The organism is Paenibacillus sp. NPDC056722, assembly GCF_042790635.1.
Lineage (GTDB): Bacteria > Bacillota > Bacilli > Paenibacillales > Paenibacillaceae > Paenibacillus_AQ > Paenibacillus_AQ agri.
The window spans coordinates 615838-641962 of sequence record NZ_JBHTYV010000001.1 but is presented as its reverse complement, the minus strand read 5'-3'; the positions used below and the strand labels follow the sequence as shown (position 1 = coordinate 641962).

Sequence of the window (26125 nt, the reverse complement as noted above, 5' to 3'; positions counted from 1 at the left end):
TCATTAGGAGGGGAGCCACGTTCCCATTGTTCGCGCTCCCGCTTGTAGCATTCAAACCATACCCAAAAAGTAGCCACCAGCTGCCCCGCAAACGACAACAATCCGCGGTGGCAATTTCCAGAAAACGAGCAAGATAAACAGGATTGATGCTAATACAAAATCAGTGGGTTCCATAATCGCTGTTGTCCACAACGGATCGTACAGGGCGGCTAACAAGAAGATTCCGACCACCGCTGAGTTAATACCTATCGGTGCCCCCTGGACATGAGCGCTTTTACGAAAGGAATTCCAGAATGGCAGGGCCCCGACAATCAGTAAAAATGCCGGTAAAAAGATAGCCAGTGTGGCGATTATGGCTCCAGGGATGCCTTTTGCCTACTTCGATCCAATAAACGGATATCTGGCTGGTCCTTGCTCCTGCGGCCGAGTGCTGGTAGTGTTTTTTTATAAGAGTTTTGCCCTCGTCATGCTATTCCAGTTAATGGTATGATTAAGTTGAAAATGTTTTTTCTACGCTTACATACTTAAGGTAAGAATAAGGAGATGAAAGCATGGCAATCAATACTACCGCGAAGCAAATCCAAATTATCGAATATGATCCTTCTTATGCAGGGGCACTTGCTGAGATGTGGAATCTCAGTAACGAAAGCTGGGGAGGCGGTACTAACCAACGAACGGAGGACACGGTGCGCCGGGAGATGGAGACCTCGTCCAATCTTCATGCATTTCTTGCCGTTGACGGCAAGGAGGTTGTCGGCTTCTGCAGCTTTGCCCACTACCGCCACGACGAAGGGGCGCTGTATGTACCACTGCTCAATGTACGGCCCGATTACCACGGTTACAAGGTCGGCCGCAATCTGATTTTGAATGCGGTTCGCAAGACGGTGGAAGCGGGTTGGCCGCGGCTGGATCTTTTCACTTGGGCGGGCAACACAAAGGCAGTGCCAATGTACAAGAAATGCGGTTTCTTTTGGGAAAAAAATGATGATTACGTTCATTTGATGAACTTTATCCCGACCATTTTGCAGACGGAAGCTCTTGCTTCTTATTTTGAAGAGCTGGACTGGTATGGGGACAGTACCCGCGAGCTCGTCGTTGAGCCGGATGGCCGACGGGAACGAGGCTTTGATTTTATGGAGTACACTTGGGGTAAGGGAGAGCTCTCCCTGCGGGCTGAATTTGAAAAGACCGGTCGAGGCTTAACCGCTCTCGATACACCGGATTATACAATCTCCACCGAAATCGATGATCATGATCTTGTATTCGGTTCCACCTACAACGTTCGCTATCGTATCAGGAACTGTTCGGCTTCTGAGCTGAACATTGAGATCAAGGGCCAGAATGATAAGAATATCCGATTTGCGCTGGACGTTGCACATACCATTGCTCCTGGAGAATCGATCATCGTAGACGGAGAATTCGGACTTGATCCGGTTCGGGAGGAACAGAATGACAAGAAAACCCATCCGGTTGTCAGAAGTGAGTGGTTAATTGGGGGCAAGCGAGCCGAATTCCGTATCGGTATTGCTCCGAAATTTCCGCTCAAGATGAAGATTGCGCTGCCAGCTAAGGCGTTGTTCCCGGGCATTCCGAGTGAGCTGTATCTGAATGTAGAGAACAATTTTGCCTCAGAAGCGGAGTTTGCTTTGGAGTTGCCGGAAGCTGAGTGCATCGAATGGGCCGAGCGTAACGTGCGCTTCACGGTTCCAGCCAAGGGTAAAGCAGCGATTCCGGTAGCCTTCACCTTACGGTCATACGGACTGTACTCACAAGAGGTTGAAGTGACGGCTAGTCCGGTGGGTAGCCAGTCGGTAACCTTCACAAGCAAGCTGTCCCTCTTGATAAAGGGCACACACGGTCGTTTCGGTGGAGAGAATGGGGATCAGTGGGTCGCCGTTAATGGTGCATTCTCCCTGCATCAGAGCAAAACCGATAATAACACTTGGATCGAATATCCGGGCTCTCATCATAGCTTCTGGTGGCCCTATCCGAAGCTGGGTAAGCCGTTTGCCGACGAATTCTCCAAGAAGCAGGCCAAAGAAGTGAAGATCTACCCCGAAGGTGAGGGTCAAATTCTTGAAACGCTATACGAATCGGAAGCTTTCCCTGGCCTTGAAATAAAGTCGGTAGCCAAGCTGTTTGCCAGCGGTATCGCTGAGTTTCATCACGAGATCTGCAACACCACCAGTCAAGAGCTGGAAGAGAACCTATATCTGCAGACCAACTTCGGTTTCTTTGGCAAAAGACTGATCCTGCCTTACCAGGGGCAGTATGTAGATATGGGCGATGCTTACTCCAGTGATCCAAGTCATTGGGACAGTGCACAGATTACGGAGAACTGGCTGTTCAGCGAGGAAGAGAACGGAGCTAGCGGAATCTACTGGGACCCTTCCTTGAAGCTGCTGCGCCCGGAATACCCGCTTGGGCTGGAACATGATCTGGGCCGAATTCCTGCAGGTGATGCCGTTCGGACAAAGACAACTGTGTTTGCTCTGAACACCTTCAAGAAGTGGTCCGATTTCCGTTCTTTTGCCCGGAAGCAGTATGAGCCAGTTGTACCCGTTTTGGCTGATCATCTCGAACTCGCGCTGGGAGGCGGGAATCCGTTCGTGCCTGGAGAGCTTCATGCAGAACTAATCGAAAGAAAGATGATTCCGCTTGCTGGGAATCTTGAACTGTATGCGCAAAACGATGGCGAAGCAGAGTCGAAAGTCGCTGATATTGAGTTGAACAGAGAACATGATTTGCGCTCTGCTGGCTTTGAATTCTCTCCTGAGGAAGCGGAAGGGACAGAAAGCAGTGATCGTGAATCTCTTTGGAAAATCCGTGCCGTTTATCGTGGAGAGGACCGGGTTCAGGAGCGTTCAACTCTCTGGTTCCCTCGGAAGGAAACAGCTGTCGTTTGCGAAGTGGAAGAAGGACCAGCGGGTCCCATCTACTCGGTGAGCAATGGAGTTCTCTCCATAGCGGCTGCCCCTGGCTTTGGGAGTGTCGTGCATTCCTTGAAGTACCAGAGCGCAGAGTGGCTTGACAGTTCTTATCCGGAAGCGGCCCCGCGTTCCTGGTGGAATCCCTGGTACGGCGGCCTTGGCGTAGATATCCCCGGCATGGGTGGCTTCAGCCTACAGCAGGAGCCTAGAAGTGCGACATGGGTGGAGAGAACAGACAGTCACGGGAACCTCTGGAAGGGCCTCCGATTAACAACTGTGATTGAGAAACAGGAGGCGAATCGGGGGATTACGATCCACCAGCATTACCTAATGCTGCCTGGTGTCCCTGTTCTCTGTGTACTACATTCGGTGACCAATGAAAGCGGCATGGTTCTGCCGAATTATTCACTCTCGGACGCTAATTACCTCCAGCCTTCCCCAGTCTTCTCTGAAGGGTGGCTGGAACTTCCCGGGGAAGGGAAGTTCCTTGTTGGAAAGCTGGGCGCAGGTCTTGATTCCAAGGGGCTCTTGCGAGTGGGTGCGATTTCTCGTAAGGACTTACTGCATATAGTCAATAATTCTGACAATCAGGGCGCTTTTGTATATGTGAACAATAAAGTGTTCAGTCAAGGCGTGAATCACCAACTTTCCCTGCGAAATGGGGAAACCGCCTGGACACAGCCGACCTTCCTGGTCCTAGGGGGAATGGCTCTAAATCCGGAGGATGTCCGCGATCTTCAGAAGATTACTTTTACTAGCCCTACTGACACAAAGGAGAACTAACATGCCGATTATTGACATTCATATTCACCTGTCGGATATCGACAGCTTTCATCAAACCGCTAAAGATCTGTCCAAAGTCGATTACAGCGCTGCTGGCCTTAAGGCTGAGTTTGACAAGAACGATGTCATTCTCGGCATCGGAATGGGCGTAACAGAGCAGAGTAAGGGGGCTTTTCCAGATTCCAGTTCCCCCAATCCGATGCCCCTCGATCTGGAGGAGACCGTACCACCATTCCTAATGGAATGCGTGGGTATTAATCCGAACATGCTTGGCGGTAAGCAGGCTTCAGAGGAACTGGATCGGATCGAGGCACGGCTGCAAGCTCCCGAGGTAGCAGGTATCAAGTTGTATGCCGGATACTATCACCATTACGTATATGACAAAATCTACACCCCAATCTATGAACTGGCTGCAAAATACGATGTGCCTGTAGTGATTCATACTGGCGATACCTATTCGATGAACGGCTTGCTTAAGTATTCACATCCACTCACCGTAGATGAATTGGCTCTCCAGCAGCGTGGCGTGAACTTCATGATCTGCCATCTGGGCGATCCGTGGGTGATGGACGCTGCCGAGGTAGTGGCTAAGAACCCTAACGTCTACGCTGATCTATCCGGCTTAGTCGTCGGGGACCGTCCTCATTTTGAACGGTTCATGAATGAACCGCTGTTTATGGACCATTTCCGCCGGGCGCTGGTGTATTCCGATCATTACGAGAAAATGTTGTTCGGAACCGACTGGCCACTCGCGCCAATTGATCTGTACGCGGAATTCGTGCGCCGGCTTGTGCCGGAGCAGCATCATGAGAAGGTGTTCTACGAGAACGCTTTTGGACTGTTCCCGCGTATTAAGGATCGGATCGCGGCGCTGTGAGAGCGGCGGCAGTATAGTTACAATGTGGTGAAGCGAACGAGAAACTAACGCAAGCGATTGAGGTATAAAGCAAGGCAAGCCATCCCCACATTTTGAAGGGGATGGCTTGTTTTTTGATCCAAGTATTAGGGGCAAGAACTTAAAGATAATCATATCCCCCACCGGAGATATTACACTTCCGCAAACGTTTGATGCCCAGAATGACACCTTTGATAGCTCCGTATTTTTCAATAGCTTGAATCATGTAGACAGAACAACTTGGCTCAAAGCGGCACTTATCCCGAACTCTAATCGGTGCGTAATGTTGATATACCTTTATTCCCCAAATCAGAATGGATTTTGCCCGTAACAGTACATACAAGAAGATGCCTGTAATGAATACTACTAAAGCACTCTCCAATGCATAAGCTGGCATGAGCTGTTGGAAGAAGTACAAAACAATTCCGGAGCTCAGGATACCAAGCAGTATCGGAACCAATACCCGGCGTAGGGACATCCACCAATCGATTTCAGGAATGACATGTGTTCTTATATAGAAGTTGCTTCGAGGATCATTCTCTTCATAATCTGTATGTAGGATTCTCATCAATTCTTCTTCAGTAGGGATACTATTGAAAATAGTACTTTCTGTCTCTGTGGTTCTCATAATATGTACTTTCGTTTTAAACTTCTCTGTAGAATATTAGCATGTAATGGTGCGTCGTAACAGGTTGCTGAAGGCAACCAGGCTTTTCCGTAACGGCCAATGATTCCATGGATTGATAAACCCAACCAGACTGTGCTTGGTAATTAATGATATCTGAGAATAAATTGATTGCTGCCTGCGTATCTCCACGATTTACTTGGACATTCTTAGGGCCTGGAACGACTTTGTACTCTCTCACTTAAATCATCCTCTCGAGTTTTAGTATAATGGAAAAAAAGTCATTCCATTATTTTACTATGACAAGAGAAATAAGTCGATTAGAAATGCCCGTTTTATGGAACATCGACAACCCACATGACAACAATTTTCCCCGTTGACTTTGCCCTTAGGGTAAAGTGATTAGTTTTGCTGAGATTCGTTGGCATGAACTCGTGAATCCCCCTATGAAATATATGTAACGGACCTCAAACAGGCCACGGTGCCTAAGGATACTGTTACCGAGGTGTGTTTTCCAGTATACAAAATAACCCGCCGGACTTGTACCTGACGGGTTATTCCCATTTTTCTAATCTTGAATATAAATTAGATGTTATTTCATGAGTTGTACGCATTACCCACAAGGAAACTTTGAGCGATGCTTCTGCATCTCATAGTTTTTTAGCCTAATAATCTTGAGAGTAGAATAATCTCTGCCAATCGTATAATGCGTCTTCTTCTACGTCTTCTAATAATGGAAGTTAGAATAAGAAAATCTGTGCCAACCGATGAGAGGGTCCCAGTATAAGTGCCCCCGGTAGTTGTTACCTGCACGGTTTTCCCTTGTAATATTTTAGCTTGTTTGCGAAAGTTCATGGTTTTATCCCCCTTTCCTTCACTGATAAGGAACGCCTTATAAGATATTCCTGATAAGTAAAGTGTGAAAGGTATAAATGTGGATAAAAGGCAAGCCTATAGGCGATTATCCGATTGATTGATGCACAGCAGGGTACCATCATCAGTGAGAGAGATCACCCAGGAGGTTGGGGGCGGCGGAACGACACGAAGAAGTGTTCTTATTTTGGGGCGATCACTTGAACATAAGCATCGGGCAAACTATCGAAATTATATACCTGGACAAAGCTACGCATGATTACTCGAGGGACTACAGCTCCATCTTAGAGCAAGGTTGTTTCTTTTGGTACTAAGTTCACTGAAGAAGAAGAGACTCACATGAGTATTGTTTACCTGTTGACTTTGCCCTTAGGGCAAGGTGCATAGTGAATGTAGAACAAGGCTTAGATGAATAGCATTTCGTTCATATTTTAAACAGAAACAATGGAGGTGAATTTGATGCTCTCGATAGGAGAATTCTCGAAGATTTGCGAAGTCTCTACAAAAACGCTTCGATATTATGCCGAGATTGGCTTAATAGTCCCGGATGAAATTAATCCAGAGAACGGGTATCGGTATTATTCGATACAGCAGCTTAAAAAGATGCTCTTGATCAACCGTTTGAAATCGTACCATTTCTCTCTGGAAGAAATTAAAGGCCTTCTGGAAGTGGAAGAAGATCAATACGAAGACAAGCTTTATGCTGCCCTTCATCACAAGCGAAGAGAGATCGAGAACAAGATACAGGCTTTTGAGTATACGCTGCAGCAAATGAGTAATGACATTTTAAATGTCGAGCATGGAATACCGATGATGGCCTATCTTGACCGAATTGAAGTGCAGCTTGTTGAAGTCCAGCCGATGAATATTCTCTATACGCGTCAAATGATGAGTAAGGAGGAGTATGCCTTAGGATATGGATCGTATTTTAGCAGTCTCTATGAAAAGATAGCTATCGACCAACTCACCTTATTGGGTACCCCCATGACAATTTATCATAGCCAGGAATACAATCCTACCGGCAATGATACAGAGTTCGCCATCCCGGTAAAGGAGGCTGTAAAAGGAACCAGAGATTTTTCGGGAGGCCTGTGTGCGAAGGCTATGGCTAAGGGTGCCTACTCAGAATTAACTTCGGTCTATGCGAAGCTTCGGGAATGGGTGGACACGGAAGGATATGAGCTCGTGAAATCACCCTATGAGATATATGTAACTGATCCCAAACAAGCGGCCACGCCTGAGGATACCGTTACCGAGGTGTATTTTCCAGTACAGAAAAAATAGCCGTAAGTCCTAACCTGCACTTTGACGCTCGTTAAAGAAATTCAAATCATCCAATGGAGAGAGGTATATATTATGCAAAAAAACTTCTGGCCCTCTACAGAATGGCAAGCTGCAGATCCGGCAACTTTGGGTATGAACGCTGAACGACTTGTGGCGCTTGAACCTGCCATTATATCGGAGTACAGCAATATTAACGGTATCGTGATTGTGAGACATGGGCAGATCGCCTATGAAAAATATTTTAATGGCTACGGCCGTGAACATAAGCATCATGTGGCCTCTGTAACGAAAAGCATCCTATCTGCTCTTGTCGGCATTGCTATAGATGCAGGATATATTAACAATGTAGACCAGAGGGTACTTGATTTTTTCCCGGAATATGTTCCTCTGGCTGCGGATACACAGAAAAGCGAGATCACCATCCGCCATTTGCTCACGATGACAGTGCCATATCCCTTTCAGGATTGGCATGAACCGCTAGACAAGATGTGTATGGCACCTGACTGGGTAAAATATACGCTGGATATGCTGGGGCAGCAGGGGCGGATTGGTGATTTTAAATATTCCACCGCAGGGGGTCATCTACTCTCCGCCATCCTCACACGCAGCACCGGACAAAGTGCCCGTGAGTTTGCTAACGAGCGTGTATTCAAACCTATCGGTATGCAAGAAATTCCGGATCATGGTATGACATCATTTAGCTTCGACACTTTATTCGGGAAAGATGTGAAAGGGTGGGTCCATGATCCAAGCGGGAACTCGACAGGAGGGTGGGGCCTAACGTTAACCCCCCGGGATATGGCGCGTTTTGGATATCTATATCTGAATCGAGGCCTTTGGGAACAGACTCAGATCATTCCGGGGACATGGATTGACGATTCAACAGCACCGAACGCTCATAATTATGGTTATATGTGGTGGCTGCGTACAGAGGATGGAGTCTCGGCCTACTCCGCACTGGGTGATGGCGGCAATGCCATTTGCTGTATTCCAGATAAAGACCTGGTCGTGGCTATTGCGTCGGAATTTATGATGAACCCTCGTGATCGGTGGACACTGATTAAGGAATGTATCATCCCGGCGGTAATGGACTAGGCCTACAAAGGGCGTATAATTTTGCGTATGATCAACATCATTTAGGTTACTCATAAGACTGTTACAATTGTCGTTTTATCAAAAAATGGAATAAAAAAGCAACCTTCCGGAGTAGTTTGCGTCTATAGATTACGTAGAGGTCAACGTTCTTTAACACGGGAGGTTCGTCAATTTATGAACAAAAGATGGTTATTAGCGCCCGTACTTGCTGCGTCATTACTTGTGGCTCCAGTAATCAACGCAGCTACACCAGCTTACTTCGTCTACACTACAGATGGAGGCGGCCAGTCTACCAGCGCAGCGCTGATTAAGGATGGTATTACTTATGTTTCATCCGGCCACTGGGAAGCAGCGGGACTTCGGGGCGTATGGGACCAGGGTCATAAGCGAGTGGAGTTTACAGGATGGGAGAAAAAGATAGCTGTTCGCATAGGAAGTAAAACGGGAGTCCTGGATGGAAAATTGGTCAGTTTGGGAGGAGTCCCTTTTGAAACCAATGGACAATTATATGTACCCGCTGACTTCCTAGTGAAGTCATTAGAAGGCGAAACCGTCAGCTGGGATGCAGCCAAGAAAATCTATACGGCTAAAGAAATAAAGAGCTTTTCCAGTACTAGCGCAAAATTCGGCGGAAATACGTACACGGTGGATAAAAAGGCTGGGCGCTTATATGTCACAGATTCCTCTGGTCGTACCCGTCTGTTGGCCAACCTCGGATCAGAACTGTACGATATGGTTGCATTTGATTTTCAGAAGACACCGAAGGGCCTGATTTATCTGACCTTGACCGATGTGTATGGGGAACCTCATATTCATAATAAATGGTATACGTTGATTATCAAGGACGGAGGGGTCATTCGCCAGGCAAATGTAGGATACTATATGCGTTACGGTAATAATGTTAAAATTGCGGGGAATCAGCTCTTACTAACCGATGGGAAAACATTGCGTCTGATCGAAGATGGAACGGGCAATGTAACCCAGACCCTAGACCTGACCAAGCTCGGTGGTGTATCTGATACCTATTTGGTGGAAGGAATGGATGATGATTTTCTACTGATCCGTCCCAATCAACAAGGTTTCCTCATGCTGATCGACCGTAAAACAGGGTCCGAAACATTGCTTTACAAAGAACTGCTGGATCCCGAACAGCAAAACTTCGCGGAAACCAATGATCTTCCCTTCTTTGGGGACAATCTAAAGTTTGTGAAGCGAGAAGGCAATGCTCTGCTATTTACGAACGAATACGTACGAGATGGTAAGGTGTACAAATTTAATTTGAGTGGGAATAATAAATAATAAAACTACAGCTATATAAGCCGAACAAAAGAAAGTAAAAAAGTGAGGAGGAACGAAGGGGGAAGTTTGGAACTGTAGGAGCGAAAGCGATAGTTGTGCAAGAACAAGGAAAGGAATGAATAAAAGAATGTTTGTTTTAAGATTTACCCAAACTTTATTGAAAGATATGAAAATTACACCTGTAGAGTACGAAAATATTTCACCACTCTTGAGTTGGCATGCCAATATTATTCGATTGAATAAACGAAAACATATTTTATTTGTCAATGACCTTAGTCGACTAAGTATCATAATTGATGGCGTTAGAACTTCGCAGTTAAATATTTTATTAGATAAATTCCATTCAAGACTGTTTGAATACTTAGTAAGCGAAGGAATAGAGCAGAAAGTAATAGAGTCTTATTTGAAAGAGGGACTCGAAACGAACATCTCCAAAACTAACAGTAGAAGTGTCTTAGGGACAATGAAAGAAATAACAATGTATTGTGACGTAACGCAATTGGAATTTGCAGATCAAGAAGAAAGGGACAAATGGCTGAATAGAACAATACATAAACCCATTGACTATAAAAAACCTATTGATGTATTTAAAGAAGAGATTCGGAAATACTCTTTATAAAAGTTTTACGAACAAGTCGGAACATGATGGGTCATGTGCTCTGGCTTGTTTTTTGTTATTAAATATGATAATTTTAAATCAAGTTTTATCTAATGATATATAGTTTCATCTAATGAAACAAACAGAGAGGAGCTAATGTATGTCTGAGGAAATGAAGACACGAGTACAACAGCAATTTGGTAAGAATGCTGAGAAGTATGTAACAAGTGTTCGTCATGCCAAAGGGGAGGATCTGACACTGCTGGTATCTGCCGCGCAGGCCACTAAGGAGATGACTGTACTTGATATTGCGACAGGAGGAGGCCATGTAGCGAATGCGCTTGCTCCTCTTGTCAAGCAGGTTACTGCTTTGGATTTAACGCAAGAGATGCTGAATTCAGCTAAAGTGTTTATTGAAGGGAACGGTCACGGAAATGTGGAATTTGTGAAGGGGGATGCAGAGCAGTTACCCTTTGAGGATGCTTCGTTTGATATTGTGACTTGTCGAATTGCCGCCCATCATTTCCCTAATGTACCTGCTTTTTTGCGAGAAACTTACAGAGTTTTAAAACCAGGAGGCAAACTGCAGCTAATTGATAATGTATCTCCGGAAGATGGTCGTTTGGGGGAGTTTTATAATGAGGTTGAGCGATTGCGTGATCGGAGTCATGTTCGTGCCCTGTCCAAATCAGAATGGATTGGACAATTGGAACAAACCCATTTCCAACTGGACGCTTTAATTTGCTTTCAGAAGCCTTTTGAGTTCCAGAGCTGGTGCCAGCGGATGGGGCTTACGCCAGAAGAGCAGGATGAAGTCAAAGCTGAATTTATTAAGGCAGAACCGGCCACATGGGAGTTTTTCCGCATTACCGCAGATGCAGGGGAGATCATCAGCTTTGTTGGGCAATCTGCGTATTTTCAGGCTTCGAAATCATTATAAGTAATAGTAAAGCTAAATATCTCTTGAATCCATTTAAAACGGCCCATTCCTTTACAAGGGAATGGGCCGCTATTTTTACTTTGATAATTCTACAAAACCTTCTCCAAACACATCTCTTACATCATGAATGGTCAGGAAGGCGTCCTTATCGGCATTTTCAACGATTTTCTTGAGTGTGGACACTTCCTGTTTGCTAATGACGATATAGAGCACTTCTTTAGGCTCCTGGCTGTAGTAGCCTTTTCCTTGCAGCACGGTCACGCCTCTGTCCATGACCATGTTGACCTGTTCAGCGATTCTATCCTGCTGTTTAGAGATAATCGTAACTGCTTTTTTAGGGTTCAGTCCTTCAATAATAAAGTCCATTACCTTCGTACCGACATAAAGCATAATAATGGTTACCATAAGCTTTTCTGTCCCGATAATGAAGTAAGAAGCAAATACAACGATCAAATCAAAGAATAGCAGGGCGTAGCTAATATTCCAATGGAGATATTTATTAGCGATCTTTGCGAGAATAGTGGTACCCGCAGTACTGCCGCCAACCTTAATGATCAGCCCAATGCCTGATCCGACAAGTATGCCCCCAAATATCGCATTCACTATTAATTCATTAGATTGAATTCTCCAATCGTGGGTCAGATGGAGGAACATGGAATGAAGCAACACGGCGATAATTGTATAAATAATCATCTTCTTATCCAGGAATCGATATCCGAAAATCAGCAATAAAGCATTGATTACTAAGTTGACTATACTGGGTGACCATTGAAATAGGTAATACAAGATGATAGAAGTTCCGGTAACTCCTCCCTCGCCTAGTTCATTGGGAATGACAAATACATTGACTGCTAAGGCAAACAGAAATGCTCCAAGTATTAAGTAAAAAAGATCGTGCGTTATTTTCTTCAGCATTGTTACCATCCTTACGTTTCGCAATAATCACAATACTATATATCATCTCGGTGAGCTTAGGCAATCCTTTTTTTTCAAAGACTAAGGACTCATAAAAGTGCAAAGATTGCTGTACTGCTGCGATTATGCACTCTTCTGTATAAGGATAAATTGTCAGCTGTTCGATCCAGCTTTAACATTTCTTTAAATTCGTCTTGTATAATGGACTACTATATAAGACGAATAAAAGAAAGTAACAAAAGCGAGAAGGAACGAAGGGGGAAGTTTGGAACTGTAGGAGCGACAGCGCCCGCCTTTGTCTCCGGATTTCAACCGCAAACAGCGGTACCATAGAAAGAAATCTGGAGACAACAGCGGCCGGAAGTCCAAACATTCCACCGTAGTGACGACTGAGCCTTATGTTCGGATCTTAAGTTTGTCTTATATAGTTAAGGAAGGAGCAAACTAAGTGCAAAAAGACATCTTAATCGTCGAAGACGATATGAAAATAAGAAAGCTTTTAAGATTGTATTTGGAAAAAGAAGGATATAGCGTAATGGAGGCTCAGAACGGAGAAGAGGCCAGAGAGATGTTTCAACAGGATGAGCCTTGTTTCGTAATTACTGACCTGATGATGCCAAAGTTTAGCGGTGAACAATTATGCAGGTGGATTCGACATGAACAGAAAAGCGATATTCCTATTATGATGCTCACAGCTAAAATCACGGAATCCGAACGGATCGCAGGTCTGCAAATGGGTGCGGATGATTACATCATCAAGCCATTCAGTCCACAAGAAGTTGTTGTGCGGGTCAATACGATACTCAAACGGATGGCCAATCGCTGCAGCAAGATTAGTTACCGGGGACTGATGATCAAGACGCAATCCTGTGAGGTTAAGTATAACGGAGTCGATATTGCCTTAACGCAACATGAATTTAAGTTGTTGCACTTCCTTATGAAGCATCCCAATCAAATCTTGTCCCGTGAGCAAATTTTAAATGAGCTTTATCCCAATGATGAGCGGTCTGTGATCGATCGTACGGTTGATGTTCACGTTGGTAAGCTAAGAGAGAAGATTGAGGTATCCTGCCAGACGCCGTACTTCTTTCAAACGGTACGTGGAATGGGGTATCGCTTTGTTGCCTATTAAGAAACTGAATATATGGAAACAGTATGTCGCTTGGAAATTGATTTGGGTAAATGTGCTGGTGATGCTCGTTGTGATCTGGTTAGTAGGCGTATCTGTCAAAGACTTCGCGTGTGTGCTAGTTGCCAAGTATCAGCTTGTGGGCGATGTCAAAAATGATTTTTTTCAACGTACCATGCAGTTCTATCTTATTAGGGCAAGTGTGCTTGCCATTGTTGTGGCTGCCATCATTCATTTTATTTTTATTAAGAAGATTCTGTCTCCTTTGAAAAGATTAACAGAGTCGACTCGTCAATTAATGGAAGGATCATATCCTGAGCCCATCCAAGTAACCGCTGGGGATGAGATTGGAGAATTGACGAAGCGCTTTAATGCTATGACCCTAACCCTGCAGCGGACGGAACAGAATCGTAAAGTAATGCTCAGCAATGTGTCACATGATTTAAGAACGCCACTTAGCAATTTGAATGGTTATTTAGAGGCGTTAAGCAGTGGTGTTATTGAGGGAGACCGGGAATTGTATTTATCTCTGTTGGAAGAGTCGCAGCATATCACACGGCTTGTGGAACAGCTCCACCAACTATCCCTTTGGGAGGACAGGGGGGCTGACAGTATGGTTTTTAGCCGGATACCCATCGACGAGTTCATTACACGAAGCTTGCAATCTTTTCAACTAGAACTAGAGCGCAAAGGGATCACCTTGGAGGTTTCTCTAGAACCACATGTCATTGTTAGTAATGAGGATGGCTTGCGACAGGTCCTAACCAATCTGATACAGAACGCAATTACTTATAATTCGGGACATATAGTTTGGGTATCAGGGGTTGTGGCAGGCGAGGACTACCGAATTACAGTATGTAATTTGGGAGAAGCGTTGTCAGAGGAGCTGCAGGAGTTGGTTTTTGAACGTTTTTTCCAATCCGATGGTTCCAGACAGCGTAGAGAAGGGATGAAGGGGAGTGGACTTGGCCTAGCCATCGTGAAGGAGATTGTGGGGAAACTTGGAGGTCAGGTAGAGCTGACTTCAGACAAGGATAAGCATTCTTTTTCAATCACGGTACCGCTCAAACTGGTCAAGAACTGAAATATCATATCACTGAATAGGTCAGAAAGGAGGGCAGAGGTTATGGATAATATCCAGCTCGGATCATTATTAATAAACGGACGACTTGTGATGTACATGACTTTTGGAGTAATCGGGTGGCTTGTGCTGCATTACCGGTTACGGAATATTCCAGAACAAGAGCTGTTCACCTCCTATGCAAGCAATGCATTCTGGATATGGCTGCTTGTATGGAAAGGGAGCTTTATGTTTCTATATCCCATTGAATTTATAGAGACGCCTATAAGCTTGCTGTATTTTGACGGCGGCAAACGTGGGATGTGGCTGGCGAGCCTGCTTGCAATACTTTACCTGTGGGTACGATCGAGAAAACAGAATTTGCCCATAAAAATATGGATGGATATCGGACTATGGTTCATCTCTGGCTGCTGGCTAATCTATCCCATACTGCAGGTTATAGCCGGGCATCAGCCTGTTTTATATGATAAGTTAAGCGCTTTATGGTCAGGGGGATTCATGTTGATCCTGTTCCTGACACGAAGAACCTCCCGCTTTGGTGACCGGAGTGGGTATGCCATTTGGTTTCTAATTGGACATGTAGTTCTTCAGTTTCTGTTGCCTGACCGTACATTATGGCTGCTTTCATTTAGCCGGCTGCAAATCATATGTATTGCAATAGCCGCAGCCCTAACCGTATGGTCATACTTCCAGGAGAAGAACGAGAAAGGATGATGATATGAATCACATTACCATTGTAGTAGCTTTTGCCGCAGGAATGTTGTCTTTTCTATCCCCCTGTATCTTTCCATTGATTCCTGCTTATCTATCCCATTTGACAGGCTCCTCGCTGCAAGACGGCAAGCTTGTAGTACATAGAGGGAGATTGTTCTCCCAATCACTCTTTTTTATTCTGGGATTTAGTCTGATTTTTATCGCCATGGGCGCTTCGGCCAGCTTTATCGGCCAATTTTTTGCTCAGCAACGAGATTTGGTTCAGAAAATAAGCGGCTTATTCATTATTATCTTTGGTCTGCAAATGATCGGATTGCTCAATCTGTCCTTTCTAATGTCGGGCAAAACCTGGGAGACCAAAGGCGGACATAACCGTGGAGCTATTCGTTCTTTACTTACTGGATTTGCATTCGGAGCAGGTTGGAGTCCATGTGTTGGACTGGCATTATCTTCGATTCTACTGATGGCCGGCTCAGCTGATACATTATGGAGCGGTATAGGCATGTTGGCCGTGTATTCGCTTGGTCTCGGTATTCCGTTTCTGCTGATCTCCTGGCTGCTAACATACTCTATGAATGTGCTTAAAAAAATGAACAAATGGATGCCCCTGTTATCGAAGGTGAATGGGGTACTGCTTCTAGGGATGGGACTTCTCCTGTTCACAGGGCAGCTGCAGCAGCTGAGTGCTTGGCTGGCTAAATATACGTTATGGGATATTACTTTTTGATAGACTGGAGGTAGTTAATATGAAGAAAAACGTCATTGCCATCATCTTTATCATTGGATTAGTACTATATGGGGGATATGAATACTTCAACAAGTCTGAGCAACAACCCCTGCAAAGCGCAAGCTCAGAAGCGGAAAGTCATGATGTTGGTATTGAGAAAGGGCAAGTAGCTCCAGATTTCACATTACAAGATCTGAGTGGAAATCCAGTGCGGTTGTCCGATTTTCGAGGGAAAAGAGTAATGCTCAACTTCTGGGCTACATGGTGCCCTCCGTGCCGGGTAGAGATGCCGCATATGCAGAGCATTTATGAGAATTATGAATCGGAAGATGTAGTGATCCTCGGGGTGAATATGACCTTAACGGAAAAGGCGCTTGGAGATGTCCAGCCATTTGTTCAAGAGCAGAAGCTAACTTTCCCAATTGTATTGGATGAAGATGGGGAGCTTATGCAAACATATCAGATCGTTGCCTACCCAACGACTTATGTACTGGATGCCGATGGCGTCGTACGGGAGAAGGTGCGGGGCGCTATGAATTATGAGATGATGTCTGAACTGCTTGCAGAAGTGAAATAGATGTTAGAATAAGAATTGAACAGAAAAAAAGTGGCAGTTAGGACTTTATTATCTTGTCCAAGACTGCCACTATTTTTTATAATCGGGGTCAGTCTATATAGGACGAATATAAGAAATTACAAAGGGCGAGAAGGAACGAAGGGGAAGGTTTGGAACTGCAGGAGCGTTAGCGCTCGCCTGAAAGCTTTCCGCAGGAAAGCTCGCATCGGAAGCATGGGCTGTACCGGATTTCAACCGCGACCGGATGTCCAAACTATCACCGTAGTAACGACCAAGCTTTGAGTGAGAATCTTAAGTTCGTCTTATATATAGTACTGTAAACCAACAAGATATAATAAGGAGCAAAATTATGAATTGTCCTCATTGTGACAACGAATTAAGTGAACTTCCATTATGTTATGGAATTGAAGCACCACACTACTTTAATTTGGTACCAGAAGAGCAAAGAACAGAATTAACTGGCGATTTTTGTGTAATTGATGAACAGCACTTCTTTATTAGAGGGCATATTGAAATACCAATAGTGGGTAGTAATGAGAAGTTTATTTGGAGTGTGTGGGTGTCTCTTAGTGAAGAGAATTTTTTTAGAGCGAACGAATTATTGTTAGTAGAAGGCAGAGAAGAGGAAGGACCTTATTTCGGCTGGTTATCGACTGAACTTTCAATGTATCCAATATCGACGTTGTCATTGAAGACAATGGTACATACACAAGAAGTGGGTGTCGTTCCGCTAATCGAATTAGAACAAACAGACCATCCCCTTGCAGTTGAACAAAGGGACGGAATTACGATGGAAAGAGTTAAGGAGATTGCTCATTTGGTGTACCACGTGTAGTTGTAAGGAGATGGACGGCAAGTTGATGAATTATAAGTAGAACATAGGAGGGAGGCAGCAATTTTGATGAAACATAAACTGGACACATGGAAGCGGCAGTGGCAGTGGCTTGTTCAGGCCCTGGAGCAAAAGGGGGCAAGCACCTTTATTACCATTGATCACCCTGCACCAGAGCGGGAAATTGCTGAAGCTGAATCCCGGCTCAGAATCCAGTTGCCTGAGGAGTTCCGTTCACTGCTAAAGGATGGCTCGGGCAAAGTATTAGTATACTGGAGCTTGCCATGTGAGACGATTAAACCTTTTGATGTGAGTGGAGATATAGGCTGGGGTACAGATCAGCTTTGTTTCTCCGATTTTGCCGATGAGGAAATGGAGGGGCAACGGCGGTATCTTACCTTTCATGTCGCCGGTAACGGGGATGAATTACTGCTGGACTTGGGCAGTCCTTCCGGAACTTCCGTTGTGCATTGGGCACATGAGACGGCAGAATTCCGGCTCCTTGCGCCATCCATAACGGCTTTTGTAGACCGGGTAACAGAACTGGGTTGTGTCGGAGCCGAGGAATGGCAGTATCCGTATTTTTGCGGGGAGTTCGGCTTGGATTTGGAGAGTGGAAATAGCAAACGCTGGAAGGCATGGCTGAATCAATACCTAACGCTTTCATTGGAACAGGCTCAGGAGGAGCTTCCGCTGCTCATCACCTATACAGAGATGAACGGGGTGGACAAGGAGGTGGCAGCAGCCTTTGCCCGCTATGATGGAGAGGCAGTGCTGCAAGCCTGGTTGAAGCGAGCCAGTGCAGAGCAAGATCCCAATCAAATCGATGCTTTAATGTGCAGTGCAGGTGATGTTCTGAAGGAGAACGCAGCTGATGTGGTGCGATCACTGTGGTCGGAAGCTCCAACGGTTAAAGTGAGCCCCACTACTCGTGCTTATCTTTCTGCACGCTGTCTGCCGGAAGGTGAGGGACTTAATCGGGTCTTCGAAATGTTGGAAGGCTCTGCGAAACAGAATAAGCTGAGTGGTTATGAAGCGAATTCGCTGCTTCAGCATTTTGGAAGCGGCAAAGTGCTGAAGTGGATGGAGGAGAAGGTGTCTTTTCCTTATAACGGTTGGGATACGTTGTATGTCCATTCACAGCCTTCAGTATCCGACATCTTACACTGGCTCAGCGGCAAGGATGTACAGCGTCAGGTTGTCATTTCGGCCTTATCCAGTCTGCCGGAGAATTACGTGCTGTTCAATAGTGATGTGGACGCACAGCAGGTCCGCAGCTTGCTCGAACAGGCGTTGGACACAGCTGTGCTTAAAAAAGAAAAGCAAGTCATCCGTAAGGCGCTAGAACGGCTTGCTTAAAGCAACACCTGTTAATGTGAGCTGATAAGGGTAAATCATGAATAAATCAATGGAACTAAACAAAAACTTTACTGAATAACGTCACTACTTTGACAGTTCAGGAGGGATTGTTATAAAACCGTTGATTGTAATTGCAGCACTAGTACTCGTTACGGCTTGTTCTAGTAATCATTCGGCTGACAAGCAAATGACAACTAAACAAACGAAAGTTGAGACTCGTGCTCGCCATGGTGCTTCAGCGTCAACCTTAACTCAAGCTTCTTCCATTTCCACAGATGCTCCAAAGGATTCAATACTTAGAGCTAAACAAGCACAAGTACCTGGTGATGTTTCGGGTTTGTTAGGGGGGCTTTTAGGCAACAATACGCCGACAGAGAGAACACCTACGCAGACTGCGTATCCGCAATCAGCTACTAACCCGGAACCGTCAGCCAATCCACAGCAGTCTGCTTATCCAGGGCGGTCAACTAACCCGCAGAAGTCTGCCAATCCAGAAGCATCCGGCGATTCATCCCAATTTGTGCAGCAAGTATTGGATCTGGTGAACCAAGAACGAACGAAAGCAGGTTTGAAATCCCTTAGCTTAAATAGTGCGCTCTCGAAAATGGCTCTGGCCAAGGCGCAGGATATGTACGACAACAATTATTTTGACCATCAGTCTCCGACGTATGGCTCCCCATTTGATATGATGAAGGCGTTTGGGATCACCTATAATTCAGCAGGTGAGAACATCGCCAACGGCCAGACAAGCGCGGAGGAAGTGATGAACCAATGGATGAACAGTCCTGGTCATCGTGCGAACATCCTGAATAGCAGCTTCACCGAAATTGGAATTGGCTACTATAACAAAGAGTGGGTTCAAGAATTTACGGGCTAGTCTCGTTATAAAAAACAGGCCGGAGCGAGGGGATTCGCTTCGGCCTGTTTTTTTATTTAGTCGATACAGACTTGAACCATTCGTTCACTTCTTTGGTGATCTGGTCACCGCCGTTAGCTTTCCAATTGGTTACGAACTGGTCGAAGGCATCTACTGGCAGTTTGCCGTAAATGATTTTGTTGAACGTTTCCATTTCGGACTGACGAAGCAGGTTCCATTTGGAGACCATTGTTGGCGTCGCAGCACCTGTGAAGTAGTTTTGCTTACGAACGTCTAATTGCGACATAACCACTTTAGCAGCTGCCCAGTTTTCCGGTTTACGGAACTCAGCCATCTGTTTTTCATAAGGAGTTTCTGGTGTCTTACCATCTGCTAGTTTAACAAGTGTCTTCATGTACAGATCAGGAATACGTGCCGGACCAGTCAAGAAAGGGAACTCATTGGAAAAGTCTTTAATTTTCTCTTTATCACTGGTCGGTTGTCCATCAATAATGTCCCAATCGTAGCCCTTAGCGAAGCCATATTCGAATTCACTGCCTGCAGCCGGGTTAGCTAAATTATCAAGCAAGTAGTTATAGTATAAGAAAATCGCTTCAGGATGCTTGGCATCCTTGTTAATCATGATACTGGCGTTTACGCCGGAGTTCTGCCACTTCGTACCGATGAATCCATCTGGTCCCGCTGGAACTGGGTAAGCTTTAATCTTCGCCCCAGGTACATTTTTCAACAGATCGGGAGCAGGCCAGTCCGGCACCCAGTTCGCGCCTGGCAGGATTCCTGCTGCGCCTTTTGTCCAGCTCTCAGCAGATTTACCTTCATCCCACAGCGCGGAGTCTGTATGAATATAGCCTTTATCCATCCATTCACTAAGCTTTGCTAGTGCTTGCTTGGCACCAGGATTAATGGAGCCGTATTCAAGATTACCATCGACATCTTTGTTCCATTGCTCTTGAATGGTGCCGTAGGCTCCGAATAACCAATCGAGTGAGCCCATCCAGGTGTTTGTGTTATTTTTTAAAGAAATCGCCAGTGGGAAAACATCTTTAGGTGCTAAGCCATCCGGATTCTCGTTCTTGAATTTATCCATGATATTCTCAAGATCAGCGATGGTTTTCGGAGCTTCAAGATGCAGCTTTTCCATCCAATCTTCGCGCAACCACAGCAGCGTGTCGTCATTATCCGTATACTCAAGGATCGGCATATTGTATTTCTTACCGTTCTTGGTGAACGGGTACCACAGTTCCGGATGCGCTGCCGCATGGTCTTTCAAAATCTTATTGGCATACTTGTCAAAGAGTTCATCGATAGCAATGAACTGACCGGAATCAATCAGCTGATTGGTCAATACCGCGTTAGTTGGAACAGCCACGAAATCAGGCAGCTTCTCACCAGATGCAATGGCCAGCTGCAGCTTTTGTCTGTATTGATCGTCATTGGCAGGGTACCAGGTATCTTTATGCTTCATGCCCAGCGTCTCCAGCATCCAGCGATCGTGAACGTTATTTTCTTTCGTATCCCCTTGTACATATTTCTTCGGCATCAACACCGAGCTGAATTCGATGGGTGGATCGTATTTACCTTTTTCAAAAGCAGCATCTGCTTCGGATGAACTTGGAGTGGCATTGCCTGATTTGGCGTTCTCATTCGAAGTTCCGCCACTGCCACAGGCTGTGAGTGTGATAAGTGCGGTGACTGTGAGCATCGACCACATTTTTTTGAATTTGATCATTCTTCAATTCCCCCTACTGTGTATGATCTTTACAAGTGTAACTTTAACAAGTTGTCGGGGATGGCATCTATATGAGTTTTTTAGTTTCGATAGGACTCTATCATGCTATTTATTATTGTCTCTGTACTCCTGCGGCGTTACCCCAAACTGCCGTTTGAACACTTTGATAAAATAAGCCGGGTCCATATATCCAATCTCCATGCTGATTTCATACACTTTCTTGGAGGTTGTTTTCAGCTTGTGACAGGCACGATCCATGCGCAGGCGTGCGATATAATCGCTGATTCCTTCGCCCGTCTCGATCTTATAAATTTTAGATAAATGGGTCGGGTGGAGATTAACATGATCAGCTAGCACACGTAAGGAAACATCAAGATGGAGGTTTTTATCGGTAAAACCCTGAATTTTCTTCACATACTCTGACCGTATGTCTTTGATATCGTTGGATGTGCCTTCTTTAAGTTTGTCTAGGACACTGAGCGACCATTTTCTAAGCTTACTAATCGTGGTAAAAGCATCTCCGCTCTGTAGCTCCTCAATGTCAGTCCCCATTAACTTAGCCAGCGTAAACCCATTGCGGTGAGCGAGATTCGTGAACGAAGCCGTAATTAAAAAGCCAGCCTCCATACAGTGCTCCCAGGATTCAGACCATTTCTCATCCAGCTCCGCGCAGACAGCGAGTAATTTCTCTTCCGCCGCATCCCACTGCCCGCTTTCCAGCAGATGAATCAAAGAGGGCGGGGTATAGAGCGCGTCCAAAGGGCCATGTGCCGCAGAATGATCCACGTCACTAACCCGCATCACGAATTCGCGCTCGTCTCCGACGATTTGCCGGAAGTAACCCGTAGCCTGACGAAAACGATTGGACAGCTGTTCAGGAAACATGAACCACTCTGTGATAACAATGGAGAGGGAACCCTTCAGAAATTGCTTGACCTTATACTGAAGCTGTAAAGAAAGCTTCTCCAGCAAAGTTTCTTTTCCAATGTCGGTTCCTTGTTCTTTCAGCTGAAGCAGAAACACCAGATACCCATGCTCCTCCTTAACGCCCCAGACTTCCATAAATTCACCGAGAATCTCTTCCGCCATATTGATGATCGCATATTCGATCAAAGTCTGATCGTTGTTGTTGTATTGTCCAAACTCTTCTTCCAACCGTACAAGCATTAACGCGCAATCCCCGGCGTGGAAGGGGAGACCGTAATTCACAAGCTTACGTTCCCACTCGCCGGCTTGGAATCGATGTCCTTGCAAGGCATCCAGAAGTAATCGACCCCGTAATAGCGGCAGATTCTCGCGAAGGGTAAACTGGGTTCGTGTGAGGGAGCTTACGAGCTCCCATTCGTTGTTCAATTGATCAATGGCAGTCTTTACTGCACCCATCAATTCATCGTCAGTCGGTGGCTTGAGTAAGTAATCAATGGCCTCGTACTGCAGTGCTTTTTTGGCATAATCGAATTCGGAATGGCCGGATAAAATAATGCATTTTATCTTTTTATCACGTATTCTTATCCGCTCGATCAGTTCAATTCCCGTCATTTCCGGCATTTGAATATCTGAGATCACAATATCTATGGGGTGGGTATCGATAATTTGTAGCGCTTCATGCGCCGAATAGGCTTTGTGTACCTGTTCAATCCCCAGCGTATGCCAAGGTTTTGTTGTGGAAAGATTATCTACCCAGTGGGCTTCATCGTCTACGATGATCATCTGCATGTTGTTAGTCTCCTTGATGGTTTGTTATATAAGACGAACTTAAGTTCCTAACGTAAGGCTGGGTCGTCACTACGGTGGAATGTTTGGACTTCCGGTCGCTGTTGTCCCCAGATTTCTTCTTTATAACCGCTTCTAGCGGTTGAAATCTGGTGACAAATGCGAACGCTGCGCTCCTCCAGTTCCAAACTTCCCCCTTCGTTCCTACTCGCTTTTGTTGTGTTCTGTTGCTCATCTTATATAGTTATTGTTTTATTCCTCTATTGGGATTTCCCAGATGATCTCTGTGCGGAATCCTCCGAGAGGAGAGGGGCCAAATATAAGACAGGATTGATTGCCGAACAAGTGAATGATCCGCTGATTCGTATTCCAGAGACCACAGCCCATTTCCTCTTGCAGTGGCTGCTGCATTTTCCGATTCAAAGCTTCTAGCTGATCCGGGTTCAGGCCGGGTCCATCGTCATCAACGTAAATTTTGCAGAAACCGTTCGCACGTTCGCCGCTAATTCTGATTTCCCCTGATGAATAGGATTTCGCCACACCATGAATGACCGAATTCTCCACAATCGGCTGCAGCATTAAGCGTGGCACAGACTGGCTAAGCATAGGCTCAGGGATATCAATATGATATTCTATTCTGCCATTGCGCAGCTTTTGGATATCCAAGTAATTGACGAGTAATTTGATTTCATCATTCAGAGAAGCGGTCTCCCGTTCCATTCGGGTAGTATAGCGATAGTACGCACTTAAGTTATAAGCCATAGAGATGACGGCTTCCTGCTCTTTCATCTGGGCCATATTGATAATATAACCAAGGCAGTTATAGAGAAAATGGGGGTTGATCTGCGCTTGTAACTGCTTAAGCGTAGCTTCTCTGGCCCTAATCTTTTCATTGAACACATTCTCTATCAGATCTTGAATTTGATGTGACATATCATTAAACCGATGGAACAGAAATGAGAACTCATTCTGATCCTTGCTATGAAGACGAACGGAATAATCTCCCCGCTGCACGCGCCGTAAGCCTTGGATCAGCTTTTTGATAGGAGACTGCACGTTTCTGTATAGTAGAATCGAAGCCGAAATGCCCACAACAAATAGTAAAATCATCGAGATATAGAACAAGTCCCGGCTGAGTGAAATCGGTTGAAGAATTTGATAGAGTGGGACCACATCTACTAAATGCCAATCCAGATAGGAGGATTTCACCGAGCTGACCAGATAGTTCTTCCCATTCAGCTTCACTACATCCTGGGTCGTATTCTCAGGGGAGTGACTATCCAGATAACGAATAAGTTCTTCTGATAGCTGCTTGTCGGCACTACGGTTCAGAATGGGCAAATTGCCCTTATGATAAAAGAAGGGATCGCCTTGTCCACCTTCCTTGTACTTATCCAGCATGTTCTGAATGTTCTCATAGCTGAAGCTGGCTTCAATCACCAGATTGCTGCCCGTCAACATCCCCGGCTGGGCTAAGGAATCCGTAAAAAACCAGTAAAAGGATTGCAGCTTATTTTGCGACTCTCCCCCTTGATCACCATAGGTCCATTTTCCACTCATATTTCTCTTTAAGTAATCCTCATCATACCCCGTCGAACGGTTGTAATTGGCGATAACATCTTTATTCTGCTGTGAATGCACAGCGTATCTGGTGGGCCAAATATCGGTGACTCCAGACTGCAGCACCATTTTCTCCTGAATGACATAGCGGGTCTGCATCTGATCATAACGATCATCCCAAATATTCAAACCGTTGAAAGCTCTAACATTGGGATCTCTCGAAAGAATAAGACTAAAATCCATCATCTGATTGATTCGGGAATCGATTTGACTGGATAGAAAGGTGAGCTGTTTAGTATTGGAGACCTGTAACTCTTTGCTAACGACATCGAATGTGACGTTATTCGAATAGGTATACACGATGATAATCGGGATGAACAAGACAATGATCAGACAATTGATTTTGGCAAAGAGGCTAAACCGGGACCGTGCCTGTTCCTTTAGTAGTATAAAGCGCTTCCATAGATTCATGTATGACTCCTCCAGATGATGCCCTAATAAAACCATATCAAGCCTAACAATGTTATATAGTCAGACCTGAGAAAGGCCTGATACTATTTATAGCAGAGATCCCCATTACACACAAAATATTTTTTTGGGAACAGGAGAGCGCTATGGAGGCTAATATGGAGGTCAACTCGATACCGCAGGCGAACACCCGGAGTAAGCCGAATAGAAAAAGAAAAAAAGGCTTTAACCAGTCATGGATTCTCCATTTGATGGTATTGCCGGCGGTCATTATGGTGTTTATTTTTTCTTATATTCCGATGTCTGGAATTCTCATGGCCTTTCAAGAGTATAAACCTGCATTAGGTTTTTTTAATTCGGAGTGGGTCGGACTGAAGCATTTCAGGTACATGTGGGAAAATGATTATTTCCTGCAAATCACGTGGAATACGCTTTTTTTTGCCTGTTCCAAAATTGTGATGAACCTGATTATTCCCTTTATCTTCGCCTTATTATTGAACGAGGTACGGAAGATGGCGCTCAAAAGAACCATTCAAACGCTCGTGTATCTTCCACACTTCTTGTCTTGGGTTACACTGTCAGGCATTCTGATCGATATCCTGGCCCAGACAGGTCTCATTAATCAGTTCATATCATCTGTATTCGGCATCAAGCCGATTTTCTTCCTGGGAGATGGCAACTGGTTCCGCTTTACGATTATAGCGAGTGATGTCTGGAAGGAGTTCGGCTTCAATACCATCATCTTCCTGGCGGCATTATCCGGGATTAGTCCGTCACTCTATGAAGCTGCTGAAGTGGATGGGGCGGGGCGCTGGAAGCAGACGATGTATATTACCATACCTGCGCTGATTCCAATTGCGATCGTGATCGCGACTCTGGCTCTAGGCAATGTGCTCAACGCTAACTTCGACCAGGTGTTTAATCTCTATAGTCCTTTGATTTATCAGCAAGGGGATATCATTGATACCTTTGTGTACAGGGAAGGCCTTCTTAGCGGGCAGTTCAGCTTCGCTACTGCAGTGAATCTATTCAAATCGGTGATCAGCCTGATTTTAATCGTGATTTCTTACCGACTGGCCTATAGATTTGCAGGGTACCGAATCTTCTAGAAAGGATGAGAAC

21 protein-coding genes and 1 pseudogene are annotated in these 26125 nt (G+C 45.2%); 16 read left to right on the top strand and 6 right to left on the bottom strand.

Going from position 1 to position 26125, the window contains the following annotated elements; all coding sequences use genetic code 11:
- Positions 1 to 51: 51 nt before the first annotated feature.
- Positions 52 to 369: pseudogene (locus ACFRAM_RS03105) on the bottom strand (chromate transporter); the annotation flags it as partial.
- Between the two features lie 182 nt (positions 370 to 551).
- On the opposite strand from ACFRAM_RS03105, the gene ACFRAM_RS03100 reads away from it, so the two are divergent.
- Both ACFRAM_RS03100 and ACFRAM_RS03095 read left to right on the top strand, forming a co-directional pair.
- Positions 552 to 3713 carry a GNAT family N-acetyltransferase gene (locus ACFRAM_RS03100; RefSeq protein ID WP_379464477.1) on the top strand — a complete coding sequence of 1054 codons (3162 nt, stop codon included), beginning with the start codon at positions 552 to 554 and terminating at the stop codon, positions 3711 to 3713.
- A 1-nt stretch (position 3714) separates the two neighbouring features.
- Positions 3715 to 4590, top strand: a complete 876-nt coding sequence (locus tag ACFRAM_RS03095; RefSeq protein WP_175372552.1) for an amidohydrolase family protein — start codon at positions 3715 to 3717, stop codon at positions 4588 to 4590.
- Between the two features lie 139 nt (positions 4591 to 4729).
- Here ACFRAM_RS03095 and yidD read toward each other — a convergent pair whose 3' ends face one another.
- Positions 4730 to 5176: a membrane protein insertion efficiency factor YidD gene (gene yidD / locus ACFRAM_RS03090; protein WP_379464476.1), complete on the bottom strand. Its 447-nt coding sequence runs from the start codon at positions 5174 to 5176 to the stop codon at positions 4730 to 4732.
- A gap of 1389 nt (positions 5177 to 6565) precedes the next feature.
- On the opposite strand from yidD, the gene ACFRAM_RS03085 reads away from it, so the two are divergent.
- The 5 genes from ACFRAM_RS03085 to ACFRAM_RS03065 all read left to right on the top strand — a co-directional run bounded on the left by ACFRAM_RS03085 (position 6566) and on the right by ACFRAM_RS03065 (position 11322).
- Positions 6566 to 7390: a MerR family transcriptional regulator gene (locus tag ACFRAM_RS03085; protein ID WP_379464475.1), complete on the top strand. Its 825-nt coding sequence runs from the start codon at positions 6566 to 6568 to the stop codon at positions 7388 to 7390.
- Positions 7391 to 7462: 72 nt separating this feature from the next.
- Positions 7463 to 8485, top strand: coding sequence for a serine hydrolase domain-containing protein (locus ACFRAM_RS03080; RefSeq protein ID WP_379464474.1), 1023 nt, complete (start codon positions 7463 to 7465; stop codon positions 8483 to 8485).
- A gap of 174 nt (positions 8486 to 8659) precedes the next feature.
- Complete coding sequence (locus ACFRAM_RS03075; protein ID WP_379464473.1) at positions 8660 to 9784, top strand: copper amine oxidase N-terminal domain-containing protein; 1125 nt, start codon at positions 8660 to 8662, stop codon at positions 9782 to 9784.
- Positions 9785 to 9899: 115 nt separating this feature from the next.
- Positions 9900 to 10403, top strand: a complete 504-nt coding sequence (locus tag ACFRAM_RS03070; protein ID WP_379464472.1) for a DUF6933 domain-containing protein — start codon at positions 9900 to 9902, stop codon at positions 10401 to 10403.
- Between the two features lie 139 nt (positions 10404 to 10542).
- Positions 10543 to 11322, top strand: coding sequence for a methyltransferase domain-containing protein (locus ACFRAM_RS03065; RefSeq protein ID WP_379464471.1), 780 nt, complete (start codon positions 10543 to 10545; stop codon positions 11320 to 11322).
- A 75-nt stretch (positions 11323 to 11397) separates the two neighbouring features.
- Here the strand turns inward: ACFRAM_RS03065 and ACFRAM_RS03060 are convergent, their stop codons facing one another.
- Positions 11398 to 12237, bottom strand: coding sequence for a YitT family protein (locus tag ACFRAM_RS03060; protein ID WP_376767044.1), 840 nt, complete (start codon positions 12235 to 12237; stop codon positions 11398 to 11400).
- Between the two features lie 448 nt (positions 12238 to 12685).
- Between ACFRAM_RS03060 and ACFRAM_RS03055 the strand changes: the two genes are divergently transcribed.
- From ACFRAM_RS03055 to ACFRAM_RS03020, 8 genes are all read left to right on the top strand, one after another.
- A complete protein-coding gene (locus tag ACFRAM_RS03055; RefSeq protein WP_379464470.1) occupies positions 12686 to 13369 on the top strand; it encodes a response regulator transcription factor in 684 nt (227 codons plus the stop codon).
- The gene (locus tag ACFRAM_RS03050) at positions 13359 to 14450 is read left to right on the top strand and encodes a sensor histidine kinase (protein WP_379464469.1); all 1092 of its coding nucleotides are present in this window, start codon (positions 13359 to 13361) and stop codon (positions 14448 to 14450) included. Before ACFRAM_RS03055 ends, ACFRAM_RS03050 begins: the two co-directional genes overlap by 11 nt.
- Positions 14451 to 14492: 42 nt before the next feature.
- Positions 14493 to 15161, top strand: a complete 669-nt coding sequence (locus tag ACFRAM_RS03045; RefSeq protein ID WP_175372558.1) for a hypothetical protein — start codon at positions 14493 to 14495, stop codon at positions 15159 to 15161.
- 4 nt (positions 15162 to 15165) lie between these two features.
- The gene (locus ACFRAM_RS03040; protein ID WP_175372559.1) at positions 15166 to 15888 is read left to right on the top strand and encodes a cytochrome c biogenesis CcdA family protein; all 723 of its coding nucleotides are present in this window, start codon (positions 15166 to 15168) and stop codon (positions 15886 to 15888) included.
- A 19-nt stretch (positions 15889 to 15907) separates the two neighbouring features.
- The gene (locus tag ACFRAM_RS03035) at positions 15908 to 16465 is read left to right on the top strand and encodes a peroxiredoxin family protein (protein ID WP_379464468.1); all 558 of its coding nucleotides are present in this window, start codon (positions 15908 to 15910) and stop codon (positions 16463 to 16465) included.
- Positions 16466 to 16814: 349 nt separating this feature from the next.
- Positions 16815 to 17300, top strand: a complete 486-nt coding sequence (locus ACFRAM_RS03030; protein WP_379464467.1) for a DUF2199 domain-containing protein — start codon at positions 16815 to 16817, stop codon at positions 17298 to 17300.
- 66 nt (positions 17301 to 17366) lie between these two features.
- Positions 17367 to 18656, top strand: coding sequence for an SMI1/KNR4 family protein (locus ACFRAM_RS03025; protein WP_379464745.1), 1290 nt, complete (start codon positions 17367 to 17369; stop codon positions 18654 to 18656).
- 187 nt (positions 18657 to 18843) lie between these two features.
- A complete protein-coding gene (locus ACFRAM_RS03020; RefSeq protein WP_379464466.1) occupies positions 18844 to 19533 on the top strand; it encodes a CAP domain-containing protein in 690 nt (229 codons plus the stop codon).
- Positions 19534 to 19585: 52 nt separating this feature from the next.
- Here the strand turns inward: ACFRAM_RS03020 and ACFRAM_RS03015 are convergent, their stop codons facing one another.
- The 3 genes from ACFRAM_RS03015 to ACFRAM_RS03005 form a co-directional block, all read right to left on the bottom strand.
- The gene (locus ACFRAM_RS03015) at positions 19586 to 21262 is read right to left on the bottom strand and encodes a type 2 periplasmic-binding domain-containing protein (protein ID WP_379464465.1); all 1677 of its coding nucleotides are present in this window, start codon (positions 21260 to 21262) and stop codon (positions 19586 to 19588) included.
- A gap of 105 nt (positions 21263 to 21367) precedes the next feature.
- Entirely contained in the window at positions 21368 to 22978 is a 1611-nt protein-coding gene (locus tag ACFRAM_RS03010) for a response regulator transcription factor (protein WP_379464464.1), read from the bottom strand.
- 249 nt (positions 22979 to 23227) lie between these two features.
- Entirely contained in the window at positions 23228 to 25006 is a 1779-nt protein-coding gene (locus ACFRAM_RS03005) for a sensor histidine kinase (RefSeq protein WP_379464463.1), read from the bottom strand.
- 155 nt (positions 25007 to 25161) lie between these two features.
- Here ACFRAM_RS03005 and ACFRAM_RS03000 point away from each other — a divergent pair, with 155 nt between their 5' ends.
- The gene (locus ACFRAM_RS03000) at positions 25162 to 26112 is read left to right on the top strand and encodes an ABC transporter permease (protein ID WP_379464744.1); all 951 of its coding nucleotides are present in this window, start codon (positions 25162 to 25164) and stop codon (positions 26110 to 26112) included.
- Positions 26113 to 26125 lie beyond the last annotated feature (13 nt).

What these genes read in the sequence shown, in the direction of transcription:
- ACFRAM_RS03010 (WP_379464464.1), bottom strand. Translation starts at nt 22,978, where the DNA reads ATGCAGATGATCATCGTAGACGATGAAGCCCACTGGGTAGATAATCTT.
- ACFRAM_RS03045 (WP_175372558.1), top strand. Translation starts at nt 14,493, where the DNA reads ATGGATAATATCCAGCTCGGATCATTATTAATAAACGGACGACTTGTG.
- ACFRAM_RS03085 (WP_379464475.1), top strand. Translation starts at nt 6,566, where the DNA reads ATGCTCTCGATAGGAGAATTCTCGAAGATTTGCGAAGTCTCTACAAAA.
- ACFRAM_RS03000 (WP_379464744.1), top strand. Translation starts at nt 25,162, where the DNA reads ATGGAGGTCAACTCGATACCGCAGGCGAACACCCGGAGTAAGCCGAAT.
- ACFRAM_RS03020 (WP_379464466.1), top strand. Translation starts at nt 18,844, where the DNA reads ATGACAACTAAACAAACGAAAGTTGAGACTCGTGCTCGCCATGGTGCT.
- ACFRAM_RS03025 (WP_379464745.1), top strand. Translation starts at nt 17,367, where the DNA reads ATGAAACATAAACTGGACACATGGAAGCGGCAGTGGCAGTGGCTTGTT.
- ACFRAM_RS03070 (WP_379464472.1), top strand. Translation starts at nt 9,900, where the DNA reads ATGAATAAAAGAATGTTTGTTTTAAGATTTACCCAAACTTTATTGAAA.
- ACFRAM_RS03030 (WP_379464467.1), top strand. Translation starts at nt 16,815, where the DNA reads ATGAATTGTCCTCATTGTGACAACGAATTAAGTGAACTTCCATTATGT.
- ACFRAM_RS03100 (WP_379464477.1), top strand. Translation starts at nt 552, where the DNA reads ATGGCAATCAATACTACCGCGAAGCAAATCCAAATTATCGAATATGAT.
- ACFRAM_RS03040 (WP_175372559.1), top strand. Translation starts at nt 15,166, where the DNA reads ATGAATCACATTACCATTGTAGTAGCTTTTGCCGCAGGAATGTTGTCT.
- ACFRAM_RS03065 (WP_379464471.1), top strand. Translation starts at nt 10,543, where the DNA reads ATGTCTGAGGAAATGAAGACACGAGTACAACAGCAATTTGGTAAGAAT.
- yidD (WP_379464476.1), bottom strand. Translation starts at nt 5,176, where the DNA reads ATGAGAATCCTACATACAGATTATGAAGAGAATGATCCTCGAAGCAAC.
- ACFRAM_RS03035 (WP_379464468.1), top strand. Translation starts at nt 15,908, where the DNA reads ATGAAGAAAAACGTCATTGCCATCATCTTTATCATTGGATTAGTACTA.
- ACFRAM_RS03095 (WP_175372552.1), top strand. Translation starts at nt 3,715, where the DNA reads ATGCCGATTATTGACATTCATATTCACCTGTCGGATATCGACAGCTTT.
- ACFRAM_RS03080 (WP_379464474.1), top strand. Translation starts at nt 7,463, where the DNA reads ATGCAAAAAAACTTCTGGCCCTCTACAGAATGGCAAGCTGCAGATCCG.
- ACFRAM_RS03075 (WP_379464473.1), top strand. Translation starts at nt 8,660, where the DNA reads ATGAACAAAAGATGGTTATTAGCGCCCGTACTTGCTGCGTCATTACTT.
- ACFRAM_RS03060 (WP_376767044.1), bottom strand. Translation starts at nt 12,237, where the DNA reads ATGCTGAAGAAAATAACGCACGATCTTTTTTACTTAATACTTGGAGCA.
- ACFRAM_RS03015 (WP_379464465.1), bottom strand. Translation starts at nt 21,262, where the DNA reads ATGATCAAATTCAAAAAAATGTGGTCGATGCTCACAGTCACCGCACTT.
- ACFRAM_RS03005 (WP_379464463.1), bottom strand. Translation starts at nt 25,006, where the DNA reads ATGAATCTATGGAAGCGCTTTATACTACTAAAGGAACAGGCACGGTCC.